Below are 24,689 nucleotides of genomic sequence, written 5' to 3'. Positions count from 1 at the left end.
TCAGGACCGGAGGCGGCGCAGGGCGGCATCGGTGATCGCGCCGATCCGTCCGGCCGCCTCCGCGTTCAGCATCTCCTCGTGCCCGCACGGGATCCGGTGCACCGTCACCGGTCCGTCGAGGTGGGGCCGCCAGCGTTCGACGGCCCGCTCCGCGCTCTCCGTACCGCTCCCGCCGTCCCCCGCCGCGACGAACAGCAGCAGCGGCCCGTCGAACCGGCCGGGGGTGAACTCCCGCGCGATGTCGGTGTGGTGGCGCATCACCGTCATCAGCCGGTCCAGCTCCGCCGGGTCGATGCCCGTTCCGGCGGCGTGGTGGTCCAGGAAGGCCGCGCGGATCTCCTCGTCGGTCGGGTTCGGGTCCGCCGGGTGCACCGGGTGGACGTCCAGCGCCGCCAGGAAGGCCACCGACTCGCCCGCCGCCCGGAGCTGGACCGCGAGCTCGTGCGCGACCAGCCCGCCGAAGGACCAGCCCAGCAGGTGGTACGGGCCGTGCGGCTGCACCCGCCGGATCCGGGCCAGGTACTCGGCAGCCAACTCCCGTACCCCGACGGGCTTGCGCCACTGCCCGGCCGGGGCCGCGATGCCCTCGGACTGCAGTGCGTGGACCGGCCGGTCCCGGTCCAGGTGCGGGGCCAGCTCGGCGTACGGCAGCCCGAAGCCGACCCCGCCGTGCACGCAGAACAGCGGCTCGGCGGCGCCGTCGGGCCGGATCGGCAGCAGGGGCTCCAGCAGCGCCGCCGGAACCGGACCGGGAGCCGGGACCGGAGCCGGGGCCGCGCCGGCCGGTGGGACGGCGGTCGAGGTCCGGGCCACGGCGGCCAGGGCGGCCACCGTCTTGTGGGTGAACACATCGGCCAGCGAGAGGGTGAGCCCGGCCTTCGCGGCCCGGCCGACGACCTGCACCGAGCGCAGGCTGTCGCCGCCGAGCGCGAAGAAGTCCCCGTCGGCGTCGACCCGTTCGAGCCCGAGCAGCTCGCCGAAGACGGCCGCGAGCACCTCCTCGGCGGGGGTCCGCGGCGGCCGTCCCGGGCGCTCCGGGGTGCCCGGGACGGCGGCCCCGGGGTCCGGCAGCGCGGCGACGTCCAGCTTGCCGTTGGCGGTCAGCGGCAGCGCGGGCAGCGTCACCAGGGCGGCCGGCACCATGTGCGCGGGCAGCGACTCGGCGAGGAAGGCCCGCAGCACCGGCCCGTCCACGGCCGCCACCCCGGGCAGCGGCACCAGGTAGCCGACCAGCTGGGGGACCCCGGTCGGCGTGGGACGGACCCGCACCGCGGCCTGGACCACCACCGGGTGCCGGGCCAGCGCGGCCTCGATCTCGCCGAGCTCGATCCGGAAGCCGCGCAGCTTGACCTGGTGGTCCGCCCGGCCGACGTGGTCCAGGGTGCCGTCGGCCCGTCGGCGGACCAGGTCCCCGGTGCGGTACATCCGGGTACCGGGCGGGCCGTACGGGTCGGCGGTGAAGCGCTCGGCGGTCAGCGCCGGGCGGCCCAGGTAGCCCCGGGCCAGGCCGCTCCCGGCGAGGTACAGCTCCCCGGTGATGCCGACCGGCACCGGGGCCAGCGCCGCGTCCAGCACGTACGCCCGGTGACCGCCGATCGGGCGTCCGATCGGCGGCCGTCCGCTCGGCGACGGCTCCCCGCCGGGCTGGTCGACCGGCTCGCCGCCGGGGTGCGCGGGGTCGCCGCCGGGGCGCAGCCGGTCGCTCCAGGTGGCGCAGACCGAGGCCTCGGTCGGTCCGTAGGCGTTGCGCAGGTCGATCCGTCCAGCGAGCCGGTCGACCAGTCCGGGCGGGCAGGCCTCGCCGCCGACCGCGAGCAGCAGGTCGGCGGGCAGCGGCACCCCGTCCGGCAGCCCGGCCGCGACCGGCGGCGGCAGGATCGCGTGGTCGACCCGGTGCTCGACCAGCAGCGCGGCCAGCCGCTCCCCGGCGAACCGGCTCTCCTCGGTGGCGAACAGCAGGGCGCCGCCGCCGCACAGCGAGGCGGCCAGCTCCCACACGGTGGCGTCGAAGCTGAACGAGGCGAACTGCAGCACCCGGCGGCCCGGCCCCAGCAGCCCGTACAGGTCGGCGGCCAGGTTGACGGCCCCGGCGTGCGGTACCGCGACGCCCTTGGGGCGGCCGGTGGAGCCCGAGGTGTAGATGACGTACGCGGTGTCCTGCGGGGTCAGCGGGCGGGTGCGGTCGGCGTCGGTCGGGTCGGTGTCCGGCCGCCCGGCCAGGTCGGCGAGCGTCCCGGGGGCGTCCAGCGGCAGCCGTGCGGCGTCCGTCGGGGGCAGCGCGACCCCGTCCTCGGTCAGCACCAGCGCGGGGGCCGCGTCGCCGAGCAGGTGGGCGATCCGCTCGGCCGGGTACGCCGGGTCCACCGGCAGGTAGGCGGCCCCGGTCTTGAGCACCGCCAGCAGGGCGACCACCAGCCGCGGGGAGCGCGGCAGGGCGAGCGCCACCACCGCCCCGGGGCCGATCCGGCGGGCCAGCAGCAGGTGGGCCAGCCGGTTGGCCCGGGCGTGCAGCTCCCGGTGGTCCAGCCGCAGGGTGTCCGGCCCGGCCGGGACGGCGTCGGGGGCGATCAGCGCCGGGCGGTCCGGGACCTCGGCGGCGGCCCGCTCCAGCAGCGCGGTCAGGGTGCGGGCGCGGGCGGTCGGGGCGGGCGGCCCGCTCCACTCCGTCGACAGGGCCCGCCGTTCCTCGGCGGTGAGCAGCGCCAGGGCGCTGAGCGGGGCGTCCGGGGTGCGGGCGGCGGAGTCGAGCAGGGTGGCCAGCGTGCGCGCCAGTCGGGCGGCGGTGGCGGCGGTGAAGAGGTCCCGACGGTACTCCAGCAGGATGTCCAGCCCGGCCGGGGTGCCGTCCGGCGCGGTGCGCTCGCGGACCTGGAAGGACAGGTCGAACTTGGCCGTGGTGGTGTCGACCGGCAGCACCTCCGCGGTCAGACCGGGCATCGGCGGCAGGTCCCCGGTGGCGTTCTCGAAGGCCAGCACCACCTGGAACAGCGGCTGGCGGCCCATCGAGCGGGTCGGGTTGAGCTCCTCGACCAGGTGCTCGAAGGGCAGGTCGGCGTGGGCGTAGGCGGTCAGGTCGGTCTCCCGGACCCGGCCGAGCAGCTCCCGGAAGGCCGGGTCGCCGGAGGTGTCGGTGCGCAGCACCAGGGTGTTGACGAAGAAGCCGACCAGCTCCTGGACGGCCTCCTCGGTGCGCCCGGCCACCGGGCTGCCGAGCGGGATGTCGGTGCCGGCGCCGAGCCGGGTGAGCAGGGCGGCCAGCCCGGCCTGGACGGCCATGAACAGGCTGGCGCCGCCGGCCCGGGCCAGTTCGGCGAGCCGGGCGTGGGCCTCGGCGGGCAGCGCGCAGCCGACCTCGGCGCCGTCCTGGCCGGCCCGGGCCGGGCGCGGGAAGTCGACGGGCAGCTCCAGCTCCTCCGGGATGCCCGCCAACTCCTTGCGCCAGTGCGCCAGTTCGGCGGCGGCCAGGCTGTCCGGGTCGTCCTTGGCGCCGAGCAGGGCGCGCTGCCACAGCGCGTGGTCGGCGTACTGCACCGGCAGCGGCCGCCAGTCGGGCGTGCGGCCCTCGGTCCGGGCCCGGTAGGCGGTGGCGAGGTCGCGGACCAGCGGGCCGAGCGACCAGCCGTCGGCGGCGATGTGGTGCAGGGTCAGTGCGAGCGCGTGGTCCTCCGCACCGAGCACGAACAGCCGGGCCCGCAGCGGGACTTGTGACGACAGCTGGAAGGGCCGGGCGGCCTCGGCGGCCAGCGCCCCGGGCAGCTCCGCCGCCGACAGCTCCGCCGACTCCAGCCGGGCGCCGGCCGGTTCGGCCTCGGCGGTGGTCAGCACCAGCTGCGAGGGCAGCCCGTCCGCCTCCGCGAGGACGGTGCGCAGGCTCTCGTGCCGGGTCAGCACGTCCCGGACGGCGGCGGCCAGGGCGGCCCGGTCCAGCGGGCCCTTCAGCCGGACGGCCAGCGGGAGGTGGTACGCCCCGCCCGGGCCGTCCATCCGGTCCAGGAACCAGAGCCGCTCCTGGGCGTGGGACAGCGGCACGGTGGCGGGCCGCTCGGCGGCGCCCAGCACCGGCCGGACGCGCCCTGCCGTCGCGCGCCCCGCCGTCGCGCGCCCTGCCGTCGCGGGCTCCGCGGCAGCCGCCACGGGCTCCGCGGCGGGCTCCAGCGCGCGGGCCAGCGCCTCGGCCGTCCGGGCGTCGAACAGCGCCCGCACCGGGACGTCCCGGCCGAGCACGGCCCGCAGCCGGTTGACCACCCTGGTCGCGGACAGCGAGTGCCCGCCGAGCGCGAAGAAGTCGTCGTCGGCGCCGACCCGTTCCAGCCCGAGGGCCTCGGCGAACGCCGTGCAGAGCAGCTCCTCGTGCTCTCCGGACGGCGCCCGCCCCCGCCCCGCCCGCTCCTCCGCCGGGGCGGGCAGGGCCTTGCGGTCGACCTTGCCGTTGGGGGTCAGCGGCAGCTCGTCCAGCAGGACGTAGCCGGCCGGGAGCAGGTGCGCGGGCAGCAGCCGGGCCGCCCGCTCCCGCAGCTCGTCCGGGTCAACCGCCGCCGGGACGACGTAGGCGACCAGCCGGGCGTCCCCCGCCCGGTCGGTGCGGGCCGTGACGACGGCCCGCCGGACGCCGGGCTGCGCGGCCAGCACCGACTCGATCTCGCCCAGCTCGATCCGGTGGCCGCGGATCTTCACCTGAAAGTCGGTGCGCCCGGCGTACTCCAGCATCCGGCCGGAGGGGTCCCAGCGGGCGATGTCGCCGGTGCGGTACATCCGGGTGCCGGGCGGGCCGTACGGGTCGGCGGTGAAGCGCTCGGCGGTCAGCGCCGGGCGGCCCAGGTAGCCCCGGGCCAGGCCCGCGCCGGCCAGGTACAGCTCGCCGAAGGTGCCGTCCGGGACCGGCCGCAGCGCGCCGTCCAGCACGTACGCCCGGGTGTTGGCGATCGGGGTGCCGATCGGCGGCGGGCCGGTCCGCTCCCCGTCCAGGACGGCGGCCGTGGACCAGACGGTGGTCTCGGTGGGGCCGTAGACGTTGGTCACCGAGGCGCAGTGCGCGGTGAGCGCGCGGGCCAGCGGCTCGGGCAGCGCCTCGCCGCCGACCAGGGCGCGCACCCCGGCCAGCCGGGGGGCGTGGTCGGCGGCGAGCGACTGCCACAGGCTCGGGGTGGCCTGGAGGACGGTGGCGCCCAGACCGGTGACCGCCTCGGCCAGGGCGGCCGGGTCGCGCACGGTCTCCCGGTCGGCGAGCAACAGTTCGGCGCCGGTGGCGAGCGGGACGAACAGTTCCAGGTTGGCGATGTCGAAGCCGAAGGTGGTGACGGCGAGCAGCCGGTCGGCCGGGGTGACGGCGAAGCGCTCGGCCATGTCCAGCACCAGGTTGACCAGCGCGCCGTGCGGCACCACCACGCCCTTGGGGCGGCCGGTGGAGCCCGAGGTGTGGATGACGTACGCGGGATGGTCGCCGGACGGCTCGGGCAGCGGGCCGGGGGCCGGAGCGGAGGCCGGGGCGGGAGCGGGGGCGGCGGGCAGTCCGGCCGGATCGTCCAGGACCCACGACTCGGCTCCCTCCGGCAGCAGTTCGCGCACCCGGCGGTGGGTGAGGACGACCATCGGGGCGGCGTCGGCGAGCAGGTGGCGCAGCCGCTCCGCCGGGTGGTCCGGGTCCAGCGGCAGGTAGGCGGCACCGGACTTGAGCACGGCCAGCACGGCCACCACCAGGTCCACCGAGCGGTCCAGGGCGATCGCCACCACCCGCTCCGGCCCCGCCCCGACGGCGACCAGTCGACCGGCCAACTCGTCGGCGCGCCGGTGCAGTTCGCGGTGGGTCAGGCGCTCGCCGGCGCACCGCACGGCGGGTGCGTCGGGGGTGCGGGCGGCCTGGGCGGCCAGCAGCGGGGCGAGCCGACCGCCGTGCGCCGCGATTGTCGTCGCGGTGGCGTTGCGGTCCTCGACGATCCGGGCCCGCTCGGCCACGTCCAGCACGTCCAGCCGCCCGCACGGCAGGTCGGGCGCGGCGAGCGCGGCGGCCAGCAGTCGGACGAAGCGCCGTCCGATCAGCTCGGCCCCGGCGGCATCGACCAGCGCGGGCAGGTGGTTAACCGCGAGGCCGAACGGCGTGCCGGGGAAGACCGTCAGGGTGACCGGGAAGTGGGTGGCCGAGCGGATGTCGACCCCGGTCACCTTCGGCCCCTCGCCGGGGTCCAGCCGCAGACTGCCCATCGGGTAGTTCTGGAACATCAGCGCGGTGTCGAAGAGTTCACCGCGCACCGCGGTGAGCTGCTGCACCTCGGCCAGGGTCAGGTGCTCGTGCGGCAGCAGCTCGACCTGGCCGCGCTGGACGGCGGCGAACAGCTCGGCCGGGGTGTGCGCCGGGTCGACGTCCACCCGGACCGGCAGGGTGTTGGCGAACAGTCCGACCATCCGCTCGACGTCCGCCAGCCCGGCCGGTCGACCGGAACTCACCGCGCCGAACAGCACGGTGGACTGCCCGGTCAGCCGGGACAGCAGCAGCGCCCAACAGCCCTGCACCACCGCGTTGACGGTCAGGCCGCGGGCCCGGGCGAAGCCGGTCAGCGCCTCGGACACGGCGGGGTCGAGGTCCAGCGGGACGGACCGGGGCAGGCCGTCGCCGCCGCTGCCGCTGTCGCTGTCGCTGTTGCCGAGGACCGCGGGACGGCCGGACGGCACCAGCCGGGTCGGCTCGGTCACCCCGGCCAGTGCCGCACCCCAGGCCGTCCGGGCGGCCTCCCGGTCCTGGGCACCGAGCCAGGCGAGGTGGGCCTGATAGCGGGCGGCGGGCGCCAGGTCCGTCGGGCCGGTCAGGCCCACCGCACCGGTCGGCCCCGTCGAACCCGTCGAACCGGCGGCCAGCTCGGCGAGTTCGCCCAGCAGGGTCACCATCGACCAGCCGTCCAGCAGGATGTGGTGGACGGTCCACACCAGCCGGCACCGCCCGTCCCCGGCGCGGGCCAGGGTCAGCCGGTGCAGCGGCGGGCGGGCGAGGTCGAAGCGGCGCAGCCGGTCCTCCTCGGCCAGCCGCTCGAACCCGGCGTCCGCGTCCGGCCCGGCGGCCGCCACCGCGACCTCCCGCCAGGGCAGCGCGACCGTGGTGGGCACCACCTGGATCGCCTCGCCGCTCCGGCGGTGCCGGAAGCAGGACTTGAGGTTGGGGTGCCGCTCCAGCAGCGCCTCCGCCGCGCTGCGCAGGGCGCCCGCCTCGGCATCGGTCAGCTCCTCGAAGTCGAGCACCAGCTGAATGGTGTAGACGTCCGTCCCGGCGCGGTCGTACTCCGAGAGAAAGAGCAGTCCCTGTTGCAGCGGTGAGAGCGGAAGGACTTCACTGATGGCGGACGGCCGATTCAAACCGGGCTCCTCACGGAAGGCCCGCACAAGTGCGGTGCAGTGCGGTGCACGTACGGAATAACAAACGTTTTCCGATCCCGCTGACGGGCAACTGACCGGCAGCTGACGAACGGCTGACACGCCCGGCCGAACTGGGCGGACGGGCCGGGCGGCGGGCGCCGTCAGCAATCCGTCAGCCCCTCGTCAGCGACCGGCGGGAGTCTTGCCGCCGAGGCTAATTCGTCACCGAAGGCCAGGAGTCCCCGTGCCGGTCATTTCCGCGTCGCACGAATTCGAGGTCAGCGACCTCTTCGTGAATCTGCAGCCGATCTTCGGGCACCGCCTCTTCCTGAAAGTCGAGGGATTCAACTTCGCCGGATCCATCAAGCTGAAGGCGGCCCGGGAAATGGTCGCCCAGGCGGAGGCGTCCGGTGTGCTGGGGCCCGGCTCGACGCTGGTGGAGTCCTCCTCCGGGAACATGGGCGTGGCGCTCAGCGTGCTCGCCGCGGCGCGCGGCTACCGGTTCGTCTGCGTCACCGACTCCCGCTGCAACGAGACCACCCGGCGGACCATGGAGTCCTACGGCGCCGAGGTGCACGTGATCACCGAGCCGCACCCGACCGAGGGCTTCCTCGGCGCGCGGATCCGGCACGTCCAGGCGCTGCTGGCCGAGGACGGGCGGCGGGTCTGGCTCAACCAGTACCTCAGCCCGGGCAACTGGATGGCCCACTACCGCACCACCGCGCCCGCCATCGCCCGCCAGTTCCCGGACCTCTCCGTGCTGTTCGTGGGCGCCGGGACCACCGGCACCCTGATGGGCTGCGCCCGGTACTTCCGCGAACGGCGGCCCTCGGTGCGGGTGGTGCCGGTGGACAGCGTCGGCTCGGTCACCTTCGGCGCCCCGCCGGCCACCCGGCACATCCCCGGCCTGGGCACCAGCGTGCGCCCGCCCCTGCTGGACGACTCCCTGGTGGAGCGGGCGATCCACGTCGAGGAGCGCGACACCGTGCGCACCTGCCGGGAGCTGATGCGCGGCGGCTTCCTGTTCGGCGGCTCGACCGGCACCGCGGTGAGCGGGGCACTGGGCTGGCTGGACGAGCGCCACGGCGACGGCGCGGGCGGTGTGCGCGAGCGGGTGACGGCGGTGACCATCGCCCCGGACCTGGGCGAGCGCTACCTGGACACCGTCTACCACGACGACTGGGTGACCCGCTCGATCGGGCCGGAGGGCCTGCTGCCGGGCGTCGGGCGCGGCGGCCCCCGGGCCGGGGTGCACGCGGTGACGGGCTGAGCCCGCGGGCTCCGGACGTTTCCGAGAGTTCCGGATATCCCGAATGTTCCGAATGTTGAGAGAGTTCCGAAAATTCTGAAAGTCCCGGGATTTCCCAGGGTTGTCGACGCGGGCTGAGGCGAGGATGACGGAGAACGAGGCAACGACGACGAACCGGGGCGCGGTCCTGCCGCTCACCGCGGCGCAGGCCGAGATCTGGTTCGACGAGCAGTTCGCCGCCGGGCCGCTGGCCTACAACATGGCGGACTACATCGACCTGCGCGGGCCGCTCGACCCCGAACTGCTCGGGCGGGCCCTGCAAGGCCTGGGCCACGAGGCCGAAGGGCTGCGGGTGCAGTTCGTCGAGGAGGACGGCGGCCCCGGCCAGATCATCCGCCCGCTCGCCCGACTCCCCCTGAAGCAGCTGGACTTCAGCGGCCGGCCCGAGCCGCTGGCCGCCGCCGAGCAGTGGATGCGGGCCGACCACGCCGACCCGATCAAGATCACCGACTTCCCGCTGTTCCGCGGCGCGTTGCTCCGGCTCGGCCCCGACCGGCACCTGCTCTACCTGTGCATGCACCACATCCTCGCCGACGGCTTCAGCCGCGGGCTGCTCTACCCCAAGCTCTCCGGCCTCTACACCCGGCTGGGCGCCGCCGCCGGGGGCGACCCCGAGGCCGTCTCCGAGGCCGCTCCCGACGTCGCCTCCGAGGCCGAGGTGATGCCGCCGTTCCACCGCCTCCTCGACGCCGAACGCAAGTACCTCGACTCCAAGATGGTCGACAAGGACCGCGCCTACTGGACCGACCGCCTCACCTCCGACCGGCACGGCCCGCTGCCCGAACTGGTCTCGCTCTCCGAGCAGGAACCCGCCCCCGCCCGGGTCGCCCGGCGCGAGACCGTCCGGCTCTCCCCGGAGACGACGACCGCCCTGCACGTCCTGGCCCAGGACGGCAAGGTCACCCTGCCGGTGCTGATGGTCGCCGCGACGGCCGCCTACACCCAGCGGGTCACCGGCGTCGAGGCCCCGCTGCTCACCCTGCCGGTCACCGGCCGGGTCGGCGCGGTCAACCGCGCGATCCCCGGCATGCTCGCCAACTACCTGCCGCTGGCCGTCCGGATCCGGCCCGAGCTGACCCGCACCGAACTGCTGCGCGCCGCCTGGCGCGAGGTCGCCCGCGCGCTCCAGCACCAGCGCTACCGCGGCGACCGGATCCGCCGCGACATCGGCCTGCGGATCGACGACCAGCGCGCCTTCGGCCCGTTCATCAACGTGCTCGACCAGGACCCGGAGCTGGCCTTCGGCCCGGACTGCCGCGGCGTGGTGGTCAACCTCTCCACCGGCATCGTCAAGGACCTCATCCTGACCGTCCTGAACGCCGCCGACGGCACCGTGGAACTCCACCTGGACGGCAACCCCGCCCTCTACACCGCCGCCGAACTCGCCACCCACCTGGCCCGGTTCGCGACCTTCCTGGACACCCTCGCCACCATGCCCGCCGACCGTCCGATCGGCCAGATCGGCCTGGGCGCGGCCGGCGAACCGCTCGGCCTGCTCGGCGACCGGGACACCGCAGCCGCCCCCGACCAGGACCTGGTCGAACGGGTGCGCGCGATCGCCGCCGAGCACCCCGAGGCGGTCGCGGTCCGGGACGGCCGGGAACGGGTCGGCTACCGCCAACTGCTCACCCGGGCCGCCGGAACGGCCACCCGGCTGTCCGCCGCCGGGGCGGGCCGCGGCTCGCTGGTGGCGGTGCTCGCCGAGCCGGGGGCGCCGTTCGTCACCGGGGTGCTGGCCGTCCAGGCCGTCGGCGCCGCGTACCTGCCGCTGGACCCGGCCGCACCCGCCGCCCGCAACGCCGCCCTGCTCACCGACAGCGGCGCCACCCACCTGCTGCTCGGCGCCGGCTGCACGGCCCCGACCGGCACCGAACACACCGGGCCCGTCGAACACACCGCGCCCGCCGAACACACCGGGCCCGCCGAAGACACCGGGCCCGCCGCACCCGCCGTGCTGCCGCTGAGCGACCCCTCCGACGCCGCCTGCAGCACCGAACTCCCCGCGGTCGGCAGCGGTCTGGACCTGGCGTACGTGATGTTCACCTCCGGCTCCACCGGCCGCCCCAAGGGCGCCATGGTGCACCGCGCCGGGATGATGAACCACCTCTGGGCCAAGGTCGGTGACCTGGACCTCGCCGCCGGCGAGACCCTGATCCAGAACGCGCCGCTGACCTTCGACGTGTCCGTCTGGCAGATGTTCGCCCCGCTGATCGTCGGCGGCAGCGTCCGGGTGGCGGGCGCCGAGACCGCCGCCGACCCCCACGCGCTGTTCACGCTGGCCCGGGACGAGGCGGTCGCCGTCCTGGAGGTCGTCCCGTCGCTGCTGCGGGCCGCCCTGGACGCCTGGGACCTCGACGGCGACGCACCCCGACTGCCCGAGCTGCACTGGCTGGTGGTCACCGGCGAGGCCCTGCCCGCCGACCTGTGCCGCCGCTGGCAGGCCCGCTACCCCGACGTCCCGATGATGAACGCCTACGGGCCGACCGAGTGCTCCGACGACGTCACCCACGCCGTCATCGCGATCGACGACGAACTGGACGCCCGGGTCCCGATCGGCGGCGCGGTCCGCAACACCCGCCTCTACGTACTCAGCGACGAGCTCCAGCCCGTCCCGGTCGGCGTCCCCGGCGAACTGTACGTCGGCGGCGCCGGCGTCGGCCGCGGCTACCTCCACGACCCCGCCCGCACCGCGTCCACCTTCCCCGCCGACCCCTTCACCGGCGACGGCACCCGGATGTACCGCACCGGCGACCGCGTCGTCCAACGCCCCGACGGACAACTGGAGTTCATCGAACGCCGCGACCACCAGATCAAGATCCGCGGCCGCCGCGTCGAAACCGGCGAGATCGAAGCCGTCCTACGCACCCTCGACACCGTCACCGACGCCGCCGTCGCCGTCCTCCCCGACACCTCCGGCAACCCCCGCCTGATCGGCTACCTCACCGGCCCCGACGTCCGCCCCGGTCACGTCCGCGCCGAACTCGCCCAACTGCTGCCCGCGTACATGATCCCGGCCACCTGGCTGGTCCTGGACGCCCTGCCGCTCACCCCCAACGGCAAGCTCGACCGCAAGGCCCTCCCCCAGCCCGACCCCGCCGCCCAGGACAGCAGCCGCGGCCCGCGCACCGAACGCGAACGCATCCTCTGCGACATCCTCGCCGAGGTGCTGGGCACCACCGGGATCGGCATCGACGAGGACTTCTTCGCCCTCGGCGGCGACTCCATCCGCTCCATCCAGGTGGTCAGCCGCGCCCGCAAGGCCGGGCTGCTCTTCACCACCCGGGACATGTTCACCCACAAGACCGCCGCCGCCCTGGCCCGGATCGCGGGCGGCACCGACACCCCCGCCCCCGAGGCCGACGAGGCCGCCCGGGAGCGGGAGCACGGCACCGGTCCGTACGAACTCACCCCGATCAGCGCCCAGTTGCACGCCGACACCGGCCGGCTGGACGGCCCGGTCGCCGACTACGCCCAGTACGTGGTGGTCCGGGTCCCGGTCGAGCTGGACGCCGACCTGCTCGACACCGCCCTGCACGCCCTGGTGGACCATCACGACGCGCTGCGCACCCGGGCCACCGAGCCCTCCCCCGGCCTGTGGCACCTGGAGGCCCTGCCCCCCGGCGCCCTGACCGGCGTCCGGCTGGCCACCACCGCCGAATCCGGGGGCCAGGAGGACGTACCCGCCTTCGCCGAACGCCAGGCCACCGCCGCCCGCACCCGGCTCGACCCCGGCGCCGCCGTCATGCTCCAGGCGGTCCTGATCCCCGCCGCGCCCGGGGCCGACAGCGCCCACCTGGTGCTCTGCGCCCACCACCTGGTCATCGACGGGGTCTCCTGGCGGATCCTGCTGCCCGACCTGGCCGCCGCCTGCACCGCACTCGCCGAGGGCCGCACCCCCGCCCCCGACCCGGTCGGCACCTCCTACCGCGCCTGGTCCCGGCTGCTCGCCGACCAGGCCCGCACCCAGCACCGCGGCGCCGAACTCGCCCACTGGCAAAGGACCCTGGACGGCCCGGACCCGCTGGTCGGCAGCCACCGGCTCGACCCGGCGACCGATGTGTACGGCACCCGGCGCACCCTGCGCCTGGAGCTCGGCCCCGAGGTCACCCGACCACTGCTCACCGACCTCCCGGCCGCCTTCCACGCCGAGGTCAACGACGTCCTGCTGACCGGCCTGGCCATCGCCGTCGCCGACTGGCGCCGCCGGCACGGCCACGCCGACCACACCCGGACCCTGATCGAGCTGGAGGGCCACGGCCGCGAGCAGCTCAGCGACCGTCTCGACCTCTCCCGCACCGTCGGCTGGTTCACCGCCGCCTTCCCGGTGCGGCTCGACCCCGGCGAGCCGGACTGGGACGAACTGTGGTCCGGCGGGCCCGCGTTGGCCGTCGCACTCAAGCGGATCAAGGAACAGCTGCGCGCCCTGCCCGACCGGGGCGTCGGCTACGGCCTGCTGCGCTACCTCAACCCGCACGCCGCCCGGGTGCTGGCCGGCCGGCCCGGCCCGCAGATCGGCTTCAACTACATGGGCCGCTTCGACGCCCGGCGCAGCGGCCACTGGGAACCGGCCGGCGGGGACGGCGTGGTCGGCACCGGCGCCCACCCGGACATGCCGCTGCCGCACCTGCTGGACGTCACCCCGGCCACCGAGGACCGGCCGGACGGTCCGCACCTGATCGCCAACTGGTCGTGGGCCGGCCGCACCGTCGCCGAGGAGGACGCCCGGGACGTCGCGGAGACCTGGTTCCGTGCCCTGGAACTGCTCGCCCGGTACCCGGGCCCGGGCGGCCGCACCCCCTCCGACCTGCCGCTGGTCCGGCTCGACCAGGCGGAGATCGACGAGTTCGAGGCCGAACTCGCCGCCGCCGGAACCGAGTTGCTCGACGTCCTGCCGCTCACCCCGCTCCAGCAGGGCATGCTCTTCCACGCCGACCACGACGCCGCCTCCGCGCAGGACGTCGACGTCTACACCCTGCAGATCGTCGCCGACATCGAGGGCGAGCTGGACCCGGCCGCCCTGCGCGCCGCCGGTCAGGCACTGCTCGACCGGCACCCCAACCTGCGCTCCGCCTTCCGCGCCCGGGCGGCCGGCGAGCCCGTCCAGGTGGTCCCCCTGCACGCCCGGCTGCCCTGGCTGGAAGCCGACCTGACCGAACTCCCGGAGCCCGCCCGGGCCGCCGAGCTGGACCGGATCACCGAGGCCGAACGCACCCGCCGCTTCGACCCGGCCGCGCCGCCGCTGCTGCGCTTCGCCCTGCTCAGCCACGGCGAGGACCGGCACCGCTTCGTCTGGACCAGCCACCACATCCTGGTCGACGGGTGGTCGATGCCGCTGCTGGTCCGCGAGCTGTTCGCGCTCAGCGCCCCCGCCGCCGCCACGACCCCCGCCGCCACGGCCTCCGCCGCCACCACCTCCGGCGCCCCCGGTGCGGACGCCGTCCCGCTGCCCGACCCGGCCCCCTACCGCTCCTACCTCGCCTGGCTCACCGCTCAGGACCGCACCGCCGCCCGGACCGCCTGGCGCGAGGCGCTGGCCGACCTGGACGGCCCGACCCTGCTGGTCCCGGCCGACCACGGTCGCGCCCCCGCACTGCCGCGGTCCGTGCACACCGAGCTGCAGCCCGAGGCGACCGCCGCCCTCACCCGCTGGGCGCGCGGCCGCGGCCTCACCCTGAACACCGTGGTCCAGGGCTGCTGGGCCGTGCTGCTCGGCCGACTCACCGGCCGCCAGGACGTGCTGTTCGGCGCCGTCACCTCCGGCCGCCCGGCCGAGGTGCCCGAGGTCGAGTCGATGATCGGCATGTTCCTCACCACCGTGCCGGTCCGGGCCCGGCTGCACCCCGACACCCCGCTCGCCGAACTGCTGCACGCCCTCCAGGACCAGCAGAGCGCGCTGCTCCCGCACGAGCACCTCGGACTCGCCGCGATCCACCGGGCCGCCGGGCTGACCGGCGAGGCCTTCGACACCGTGGTGCTGTTCGAGAACTTCCCGCTGGACGAACGGCACCTGGCCGGCGGCGCGGGCCCCCGGGTGGTCCGCGCCGAGGCCCGGGACGCCCGGCACCACCCGCTCAGCCTGGTGGTGCACCCCGGCGAGGCGCTCAGCCTGCGCCTGGACCACCACCCGGAGCTGTTCGGCCGGGACACCGTCGAACGGATCGCCCGGATCCTGCTGCACCTGCTGCACACCGTCACCGAGCGGCCCGAACTGCCGCTCGCCCGGATCGACGTGACCGCCCCGGCCGACCTCACCGGCACCGCCACCACCGGCGAACTGGGCGGACTGCTCGGCCACTGGGACCAGTCGCTGCCCGAGGAGAGCCTCGGCGTGGTCGAGCGGATCCGCGCGGTGGCCGAGCGCACGCCGGAGGCCGTGGCCGTGACGGATGCCGACGGGCCGCTCCGCTACCAGGAGTTGGTCGCGGCGGCCGGCCACCTGTCGGCGCTGCTGACCGCAGCTGGGGTGGGCCGCGGCTCGGTGGTGGCGGTGCTCGCCGAGCCCGGCGCACCCTTCATCGCCGGGGTGCTCGGCGTCCTCGGCGCCGGGGCCGCCTACCTGCCGCTGGACCCGGCCGCGCCCGACGCCCGCAACGCCGCGCTGCTGGCCGACAGCGGAGCCGACCGGCTGCTGCTCGGCGCCGGGCACCGGGCACCGGACGGCGCCGGAGTCACCGTGCTCGGGCTGGAGCAGGCACTCGCGGTGCCCGCCCTGCCCGCGCCGGACCCGCTGCCGGAGCCGGTCGGCAGCGGTCTGGACCTGGCGTACGTGATGTTCACCTCCGGCTCCACCGGCCGGCCCAAGGGCGCCATGGTGCACCGCGCCGGGATGATGAACCACCTCTGGGCCAAGGTGCGCGACCTGGACCTCGCCGCCGGTGAGGCCCTGATCCAGAACGCGCCGCTGACCTTCGACGTCTCGGTGTGGCAGATGTTCGCCCCGCTGATCGTCGGCGGCAGCGTCCGGGTGGCCGGAACGGCCACGGCGGCCGACCCGACCGCGCTGTTCGCGCTGGTACGGGACGAGGGCGTCGCCGTGCTGGAGGTCGTCCCGTCCCTGCTGCGGGCCGCCCTGGACGCCTGGGACCTCGACGGCCCGGACGGCCCGGACGGCGGCGCGCCCGAACTGCCGTCGCTGCGCTGGCTGGTGGTCACCGGCGAGGCCCTGCCCGCCGACCTCTGCCGCCGCTGGCACAGCCAGTTCCCGGACGTCCCGATGATGAACGCCTACGGCCCGACCGAGTGCTCCGACGACGTCACCCACGCCGTCATCGCGATCGACGACGAACTGGACGCCCGGGTCCCGATCGGCTCCGCCGTCCGCAACACCCGGTTGTACGTGCTCAGCGACGAACTCCAGCCCGTGCCGGTCGGCGTCCCCGGCGAACTGTACGTCGGCGGCGCCGGCGTCGGCCGCGGCTACCTCCACGACCCCGCCCGCACCGCCACCACCTTCCCCGCCGACCCCTTCACCGGCGACGGCACCCGGATGTACCGCACCGGCGACCGCGTCGTCCAACGCCCCGACGGACAACTGGAGTTCATCGAACGCCGCGACCACCAGATCAAGATCCGCGGCCGCCGCGTCGAAACCGGCGAGATCGAAGCCGTCCTACGCACCCTCGACACCGTCACCGACGCCGCCGTCGCCGTCCTCCCCGACACCTCCGGCAACCCCCGCCTGATCGGCTACCTCACCGGCCCGGGGGTGGACCCCGAGCGGATCCGCCACCGGCTGGCCGAGCTGCTGCCCGGCTACATGGTCCCGTCCTCCTGGCTGGTCCTGGACGCCCTGCCGCTCACCACGAACGGCAAGCTCGACCGCAAGGCCCTCCCCCGGCCCGAGGCCGCCGAACAGACCGGCCACCGGGGCCCGCACACCGAGTCCGAACGGATCCTCTGCGAGATCCTGGCCGAGGTGCTCGGCACCGCCCGCGTCGGCATCGACGAGGACTTCTTCACCCTCGGCGGCGACTCCATCCGCTCCATCCAGGTGGTCAGCCGCGCCCGCAAGGCCGGGCTCACCCTCACCACCCGGGACGTCTTCACCCACAGGACCGCCGCCGCACTCGCCCTCCTCGCCGAGGAGGCCGCAGCCTCGACCGACGGCGCCGAGCCCGCCCCGCCCGAGCCCACCGGCAGCCTGGTCGAGCTGTCCGACGAGGAACTGGCCGATCTGGAACTCGAACTGAACGAGGAGCTCTCGTGACAAGCGGCCCCAGACCGACCCCGCCCAGGAGCACCACCGACCCGGCCCCGCCCGGGAACGCGGCGCCCTCGGCCGGAAGCGGATCGAGGATCAGCGAGGTACTGCCGCTCTCCCCGCTCCAGCAGGGCCTGCTGTTCCTCTCCTCCTACGACCAGACCGCGCCCGACCTCTACACCCTCCAGCTGGTCGCCGAACTGGACGGCCCGGGCGCGGCCGACGGCGAGCGGCTGGCCGCCCGGCTGCGCGCCGCCTCCGCCGCCCTGCTGGAGCGCCACCCCAACCTGCGGGCCTGCTTCCGCCACCGCCGCACCGGCGAACCGGTCCAGGTGGTGCCCAAGGAGGCCGAGCCGGAGTGGCGGCTGCACGACCTCAGCGGCCTGCCCGAGGCCGAACGGGCCGCCGAAGCCCGGCGGTTGGCCGAGGAGGACCGGCTGCGCCGGTTCGACCCGGCCCGGCCGCCGCTGATGCGGTTCACCCTGATCCGGCTCGGCGAGGGCCGCCACCGCTTCCTCTGGTCGGTGCACCACATCGTCCTGGACGGCTGGTCCTTCCCGCTGGCGGTAAGGGAGTTGGGCCTGCTGGGCGATCCGGACCGGGCCGCCGCGCTGCCCGCGCCGGCACCGTACCGGTCCTTCCTCACCTGGCTGGGCGGCCGCGACACCGCCGCCGCCCGCACCGCCTGGGCGGAGCTGCTGGCCGACCTGGACGGGCCGGTGCGGGTGCTGCCACCGGTCGGGCCGTCGCCCGAACTACCGGCCATCGAGCGGAGGTTGCTGAACAGCGAGCACACCGCCGCGCTGGCCGGCTGGGCCCGCGGCCAGGGTCTCACCCTGAACACCGTGGTCCAGGGCTGCTGGGCCGTACTGCTCGGCGGACTCACCGGCCGCCAGGACGTGGTGTTCGGCTCGGTCACCTCCGGCCGCCCGGCCGAGGTGCCGGAGGTCGAGTCGATGATCGGGCTGTTCGCCAACACCCTGCCGGTACGCGCCGACCTGCGCCCGGACCGGTCGGCGAGCGAGCTGTTCGCGGCCCTGGCCGCGCAGCAGCTGGCGATGATGCCGCACGAGCACCTGCCGCTGGCCGAGGTGCAGGCCGCCGCCGGGATCCGGGGCGAACTGTTCGACACCGTGCTCGCCTTCCAGAGCTACCCGATGGACGAGGCGGCGCTGTACCGGGAGTCCGGCGGCACGGTCAGCGGGGCCCGGATCCACTCCGCCACCCACTACCCGCTCAGCCTCACGGTCCTCCCCGGCGAGCGGCTGGACCTCCGACTCGGCCACCGCGCCTCGGCCTTCGAAGCCGCCTTCGGCGCGGGCGGGGCGGCCCGGCTGCTCGACCGGCTGGTGGACGTCCTGGAGCGGGTCGCCGAGGACCCGGACACCCCGCTCGCCCGCCTCGGCGCCCCCGAGTCAGCCCCGGAGTCGGCCCCGGAGCCGGCCCCCGTCCCCCGGGCCGACGGCGTTCCGGCGGTCCGCGGGACGGGGGCGAGCGAGGCGAACGCCACCGTCCCCGCCCTGTTCGCCGAGCAGGCCGCCCGCACCCCGGAGGCCGTCGCGGTCACCGCGCCCGACGCCAAACTCGGCTACCGCGAGCTGGACCAGCGCGCCAACCGGCTGGCCCGGCTGCTGATCGCACGCGGCGCCGGGCCGGAGACCTTCGTCGCCGTCGCCCTGCCGCGCGGCGCCGACCTGGTCGTCGCCGTCCTGGCCGTGCTCAAGGCGGGCGCCGCCTACCTGCCGCTGGAGCCCACCCACCCGGCCGAGCGGACCGGCCACGCGCTGGCCGACGCCCGCCCGGCCCTGCTGGTCACCGCCACCGGCCTGCTGCCGGACGCGGCCCTGCCGAGGATCGACCTCGACGCCCCCGGGACGGCCACCGCACTCGCCGCCGAACCGGCCACCGCGCCCGTCACCACCGTGGGGCCCGACCACCCGGCCTACGTCATCTTCACCTCCGGCTCGACCGGCCGCCCCAAGGGCGTGGTGGTGCCGCACCGGAACGTGCTCCGGCTGCTCGACGCCACCCGCCCCCGGTTCGGCTTCGGGCCGCGGGACGTCTGGACGCTGTTCCACTCGATCGCCTTCGACTTCACCGTCTGGGAGCTGTGGGGCGCCCTGCTGCACGGCGGCCGGCTGGTCGTCGTCCCGTACGACGTCTCACGCTCCCCCGACGCCTTCCTGGACCTGCTCGCCACCGAACGGGTGACCGTCCTCAACCAGACCCCGTCCGCCTTCTACCAGCTGATCCGCGCCGACGCCGAACGCCCGCGCCGACTCGCCCTGCGCACCGTGGTGTTCGGCGGCGAGGCCCTGGACGAGCGCCGGCTCGCCGACTGGTTCGCCCGGCACCCGGAGGGCGCACCGCGGCTGGTCAACATGTACGGCATCACCGAGACCACGGTGCACGTCACCGCCCACGAACCGACCGCCGACGGAGCCATCGGCTCGATCGGCCGGGCCCTCCCCGACCTGCGGACGTACCTGCTGGACGGCGCCCTGCACCCGGTCCCGACCGGGGTGCCCGGTGAGCTGTACGTCACCGGCCCGGGCCTCGCCCGGGGCTACCTCGGCCGACCGGCGCTGACCGCCGAACGCTTCGTCGCCTGCCCGTTCGAGGACGGCGGCGCCCGGATGTACCGCACCGGGGACCTCGGCCGGTGGCGGCCGGACGGCACCCTGGAGTATCTGGGACGGATCGACGAACAGGTGCAACTGCGCGGCTTCCGGATCGAGTTGGGAGAGATCGCGGCCGTGCTCGGGCGGCACCCGCTGGTCGCCGAGGCCACCGTGCTGGCCCGCGAGGACCGCCCCGGCGACCGGCGGCTGGTCGGCTACGTCGTCCCGGCCGCCACCTCTCCGGCCACCTCCCCGGCCACCTCCCCCGACACTCCCCACCTCGCCCCGGACGTACGGGCGTTCGCCGCCGAACGGCTGCCCGACCACATGGTCCCGGCCGCCGTGGTGGTCCTGCCCGCACTCCCGCTCACCGCCAACGGCAAGCTCGACCGGCGCGCCCTGCCCGCCCCCGTGTACGCCACCTCGGCCCGCGCCCCGCGCGGCCCCGAGGAGCGGCTGCTCTGCACGGTCTTCGCCGAGGTCCTCGGCCTGACCGGGATCGGCGCCGACGACGACTTCTTCGCCCTCGGCGGGCACTCGCTGCTGGCCACCCGGATCGTCAACCGACTCCGGGCCGAACTCGGCGCGGAGCTCCAGGTCCGGGACCTCTTCGAGGCCCCCTCCCCGGCCCGCCTCGCCGCCCGCCTCCCCGCCCGGCCGGGCGGCGCACGGACCGCCCCGCTCCGCCCCCCGCTCACCGCCGCGGCGCCCCGCCCGGCCGTGGTCCCGCTCTCGCCCGCCCAGCAGCGGCTCTGGTTCGTCGAGCAACTGGGCGCCCCCGGCGGGCTGTACCACATCCCGCTGGCCGTCCGGCTCTCCGGCCGTCTGGACACCCCGACGCTGGCCGCCGCCCTACACGACGTGCTGGCCCGACACGAGGCGCTGCGCACCGTCTTCCCGCGCCGCACCGCCGGCACCGGCACCGGCACCGGCACCACCAACACCGGTACCGGCACCGACACCGACGCCGACGCCGACACCGCCGAACAGCGGGTGCTCACCCCCGCCGAAGCCGACCTCCCGCTCCCGGTCAGCCGCACCACCGAGGCCGACCTGCCCGCCGCCCTCGCCGCCGAGGCCGCCCGCGGCTTCGCCCTGGAACGCGAACTCCCGCTCCGCGCCCGCCTCTTCACCATCACCCCGGAGCAGCACGTGCTCTCCCTGGTGCTGCACCACATCGCCGCCGACGGCTGGTCGCTCGCCCCGCTCACCCGCGACCTCACCGCCCACTACCGGGCCCGTCGCGACGGCCGCCCGGCCGAACTCCCGCCGCTGCCCGTCCAGTACGCCGACCACACCCTCTGGCAGCACGCGCTGCTCGGCACCGAGAGCGACCCGGACAGCCGACTCTCCCGCCAACTCCACTACTGGACCGAGCGGTTGCGCGACCTGCCGGTCGAACTGGCGCTGCCCTACGACCACCCCCGCGGCGCCCGGACCGACCACCGCGGCGCCGCCCACCACAGCACCGTCCCGGCGGAGCTCACCGACCGACTACGCCGCACCGCCGCCGACTGGGCGGCCAGCCCCTTCATGCTGCTGCGCGCCGCCCTCGCCGCCCTGCTCACCCGGCTCGGTGCGGGCACCGACCTCCCGCTCGGCAGCCCGATCGCCGGCCGCACCGACCAGCAACTCGACGAACTGGTCGGCATGTTCGTGAACACCCTGGTACTGCGCACCGACACCTCCGGCGACCCGTCGTTCCGCGAACTCGCCGAGCGGGTCCGGGAGTCCGACCTGGCCGCGCACCAGCACCAGGAACTGCCCTTCGAGAAGCTGGTCGAGGTGCTCAACCCCGAGCGCTCGACCGCCCGGCACCCGCTGTTCCAGGTGATGATCGGCCACCACCGCACCGCGCCGGCCCCCGCCCCCGGCCCGGAACTCGCCCTCACCGAGGAGCCCGTCCCGCTCCACACCGCCAAGTGGGACCTCTTCCTCCAGTTCACCGAACGACCCGACGGCTCGCTCACCCTCACCCTCGAACACCGCACCGACCTCTTCGAGCCCGCCACCGCCCGCCGGATCGCCGAGGCCTACCTGCGACTGCTCGCCGCCCTGCTGGCCGACCCCGCCGCCCCGATCTCCCGGCCCGCCCTGACCACCCCGGAGGAGCGGGCCGAACTGCTCGCCCTCGGCACCCACCGGCTCGGCACCCCGCCCAGCACCGTCACCGCCCTGGTCGACCGCCGGATCACCGCCGCCCCGCAGTCCGTCGCCCTGGTCCACGCCGGTCCGGACGGCCTGCGGCACACCAGCTACGCCGAACTGGACGCCCGGGCCAACCGCCTCGCCCAGCTGCTGACCGCCCGCGGCGCCCGCCGCGGCGAACCGGTCGCGCTGCGGCTGGAGCGCGGCCCGGCGGTGGTGACCGCCCTGCTGGCGATCGCCCGCACCGGCGCGCCCTACCTGCCGATCGACCCGTCGTACCCCGCCGAGCGGGTGCACGGGATGCTGGCCGACAGCGGCGCCCGGCTGCTGCTCACCCAGCGCTCGCTGACCGGCCTCGCCCTGCCCCCGGCCGTCGACGCGCTGGTCCTGGACGACCCCGGCACGGAGGCCGACCTCGCCGCCCGGCCCGCCACCGCCCCCGAGGTCACCGTCCACCCCGACGACCTGCTGTACGTGATCTACACCTCCGGCTCCACCGGCGCCCCCAAGGGCGTCGCGGTCACCCACCGCGCCGCCGTCCGCCTGGTGCTCGGTCTGCCGGAGCTCGCCCCCACCGCCGCGGACACCTTCCTGTACTTCGCGCCGGTCGCCTTCGACGCCTCCACCTTCGAGATCTGGGGCCCGCTCGCCCACGGCGCCCGGCTGGCGGTCCAACCGCCCGGCCCCGCCGACCCGCAGGCCCTGGCGGACTTCCTCGACCGCGCCGGGGTGACCGTCGCCTTCCTCACCACCCAGCTGGTCAACACCCTGGCCGACACCCGCCCCCGCGCCCTGGCCCCGCTGCGCGCCCTGCTCACCGGCGGCGAGGCCCACTCCCGCGACCACCTGGACCGGCTGCGCGCCGCCCTGCCCGGCACCACCGTCTTCCACGTCTACGGCCCCACCGAGACCACCACCTTCGCCACCGGCCAGGACCTCGGCCGCGCCGACGGCACCGTCCCGATCGGCCTGCCGATCGGCGACACCGGCGCGTACGTGCTGGACGAGGCCCTGCACCCGGTGCCGTACGGCGTGGTCGGCGAGCTGTACCTGTCCGGCCCGGGCCTGGCCCGCGGCTACCTGGGCCGGCCGGCGCTGACCGCCGAACGCTTCGTCGCCAGCCCGTTCGAGGACGGCGGCGCCCGGATGTACCGCACCGGGGACCTGGTCCGCTGGGACCGGCACGGCCGGCTCGTGTACGTCGCCCGCGCCGACCAGCAGGTCAAGATCCGCGGCCACCGGGTCGAACCCGGCGAGGTCGAACGCCTGCTGGCCGCCCACCCCGCCGTCGCCCGGGCCGCCGTGCTGGCCCCCGCCGACGCCGCCACCGGCCAGCGCCGACTGGTCGCCTACCTGGTCCCCGCCGAGGGCCGGCCCGCGCCCGAACCGGCCGAGCTTCGCCGCCACCTGGCCCGCTCACTGCCCGAGCACCTGGTCCCGGACGCCTACGCCGTGCTGCCCGACCTGCCGCTGAACGCCAACGGCAAGCTGGACGTCCGAGCCCTCCCCGAGCCGACCGCCGCCCCCGCCTCCACCCGCGCTCCCCGGACGGCCGCCGAGCGGCTGCTCTGCTCGGCCGTCCAGCAGGTGCTGGAGCTGCCCCGGGTCGGCCCGGACGACTCCTTCTTCGCCCTCGGCGGGGACAGCCTGAAGGCCATCCGGCTGGTCAACGCGGCCGGTCGGGCCGGCCTGCCGCTCACCCTCGGCGCGGTCTTCGAGCACCGCACCCTGGAAGCCCTGGCCGCCACCGCTGCCGCCACCGCCTCCGCCACCGCCACCGCCACCGTCCCGACGGAAGGCCACCACCTCGACCCGCTCGCCCCCGTCCTGCCGATCCGCCCCACCGGCAGCCGCCCGCCGCTGTTCTGCGTGCACGGCGGCCTCGGCTTCGCCCTCCCCTTCGCCGCCCTCGCCGAGCACCTCGACCCGTCCCGACCGGTGTACGGCCTCCAGGCCCGCGGCCTGTCCGACGACGGCCCGCTGCCCACCGGGCTCGGTGAGGTCGCCGAGGAGTACCTCGCCCGGGTCCGGGCGATCCAGCCGCACGGGCCGTACCACCTGCTCGGCTGGTCCTACGGCGGGGTGGTCGCCCACGAGATGGCGGTCCGGCTGCGCGCCGCGGGCGAACCGGTCGCCCTGCTGGCCAACCTGGACGCCTACCCCGAGGACGCCCGCGGTGCCCGGCCGAGCGACGCCGAGTTCCTCGCCGACTTCCTGGCCGAGGCCGGGGCCGACACCACCGCCCTCCCGGACGGACCCGCGGAGCTCACCCCGCACTCCGTCGCCGCCCACCTCGCCCGCACCCCCGGCCCGCTCGCCGCCCTCCAACCGGCGCTGCTGGAGCGGCTGTTGGCCGTCATGCGGAACAACCTCGAACTGTTCCAGCGGTTCACCCCGCGCCGCCTGGACGACTGCCCGATGACCCTCTTCGTGGCCACCGGCGGCCCCCGCCGCCCCACCCCGGAGGAGCGCGCCCTCAAGCTCAAGAGCTGGGAGCCGTACGTCGGTTCGGCCGTCCGCGCGCACGACGTGGACGCCGGCCACCAGCAGCTGCTGCAGCCCGGCCCGGCCGCCACGATCGGCGCCGCCCTCGACCGTTACCTCCACACCGCCAAGACCGACCCCGCCAAGACCGACAGCACCAAGACCGACCCCACCCCGCCCGGACGGACCCACAGGAGCGAACCGGCATGACGAACCCCTTCGACCGCGAAGACGGCACCTTCCTCGTTCTCGTCAACGAGGAGGGCCAGCACTCCCTCTGGCCGTCCTTCGCCGCCGTCCCGGCCGGCTGGTCGGTGACGCTGGACGCCACCGACCGGGCCACCGCCGTCGCCCACATCGAGGCCCACTGGACCGACCTGCGTCCACTCAGCCTGCAACGCCAGGACTGAACACCCGCCCGCCGCCGCCGAATTGCCGGATCCCCCGGCGAACGGCCCCGCCGACACCGCCCGCCGCACCCGTGGAGCCCCCGTCCCCCGGTGCGGCGGGCGGCCGTCTGCATTTCCCCGCACGGCCCCCGCACGACCCCCGCCCAGGCCACCCCACCAGCTCCACTCCCCGCCGC

At 75.9% G+C, this 24,689-nt stretch carries 5 protein-coding genes; 4 read left to right on the top strand and 1 reads right to left on the bottom strand.

Translation table 11 applies throughout. From position 1 onward, the window contains the following. Entirely contained in the window at positions 1–7,341 is a 7,341-nt protein-coding gene (locus tag ACIP4P_RS34495; RefSeq protein ID WP_400925264.1) for an amino acid adenylation domain-containing protein, read from the bottom strand. Positions 7,342–7,585: 244 nt separating this feature from the next. Between ACIP4P_RS34495 and sbnA the strand changes: the two genes are divergently transcribed. The 4 genes from sbnA (at position 7,586) to ACIP4P_RS34475 (ending at position 24,513) form a co-directional block, all read left to right on the top strand. Continuing rightward, a complete protein-coding gene (gene sbnA / locus ACIP4P_RS34490; protein WP_400925262.1) occupies positions 7,586–8,611 on the top strand; it encodes a 2,3-diaminopropionate biosynthesis protein SbnA in 1,026 nt (341 codons plus the stop codon). Between the two features lie 124 nt (positions 8,612–8,735). Further along, positions 8,736–16,856: an amino acid adenylation domain-containing protein gene (locus tag ACIP4P_RS34485; RefSeq protein WP_400925260.1), complete on the top strand. Its 8,121-nt coding sequence runs from the start codon at positions 8,736–8,738 to the stop codon at positions 16,854–16,856. Then, positions 16,853–24,313 carry an amino acid adenylation domain-containing protein gene (locus ACIP4P_RS34480; RefSeq protein WP_400925258.1) on the top strand — a complete coding sequence of 2,487 codons (7,461 nt, stop codon included), beginning with the start codon at positions 16,853–16,855 and terminating at the stop codon, positions 24,311–24,313. Before ACIP4P_RS34485 ends, ACIP4P_RS34480 begins: the two co-directional genes overlap by 4 nt. Beyond that, the gene (locus tag ACIP4P_RS34475) at positions 24,310–24,513 is read left to right on the top strand and encodes an MbtH family protein (RefSeq protein WP_350516080.1); all 204 of its coding nucleotides are present in this window, start codon (positions 24,310–24,312) and stop codon (positions 24,511–24,513) included. The genes ACIP4P_RS34480 and ACIP4P_RS34475 overlap by 4 nt, the downstream gene beginning before the upstream one ends. Positions 24,514–24,689: the final 176 nt, after the last annotated feature.

The sequence above is a fragment of the Kitasatospora sp. NPDC089509 genome (assembly GCF_044749365.1).
In the GTDB taxonomy this organism is placed as follows: Bacteria; Actinomycetota; Actinomycetes; order Streptomycetales; family Streptomycetaceae; genus Kitasatospora.
The sequence above is the reverse complement of the archived record's forward strand: the minus strand, read 5'-3'. Positions and strand labels throughout refer to the sequence as shown.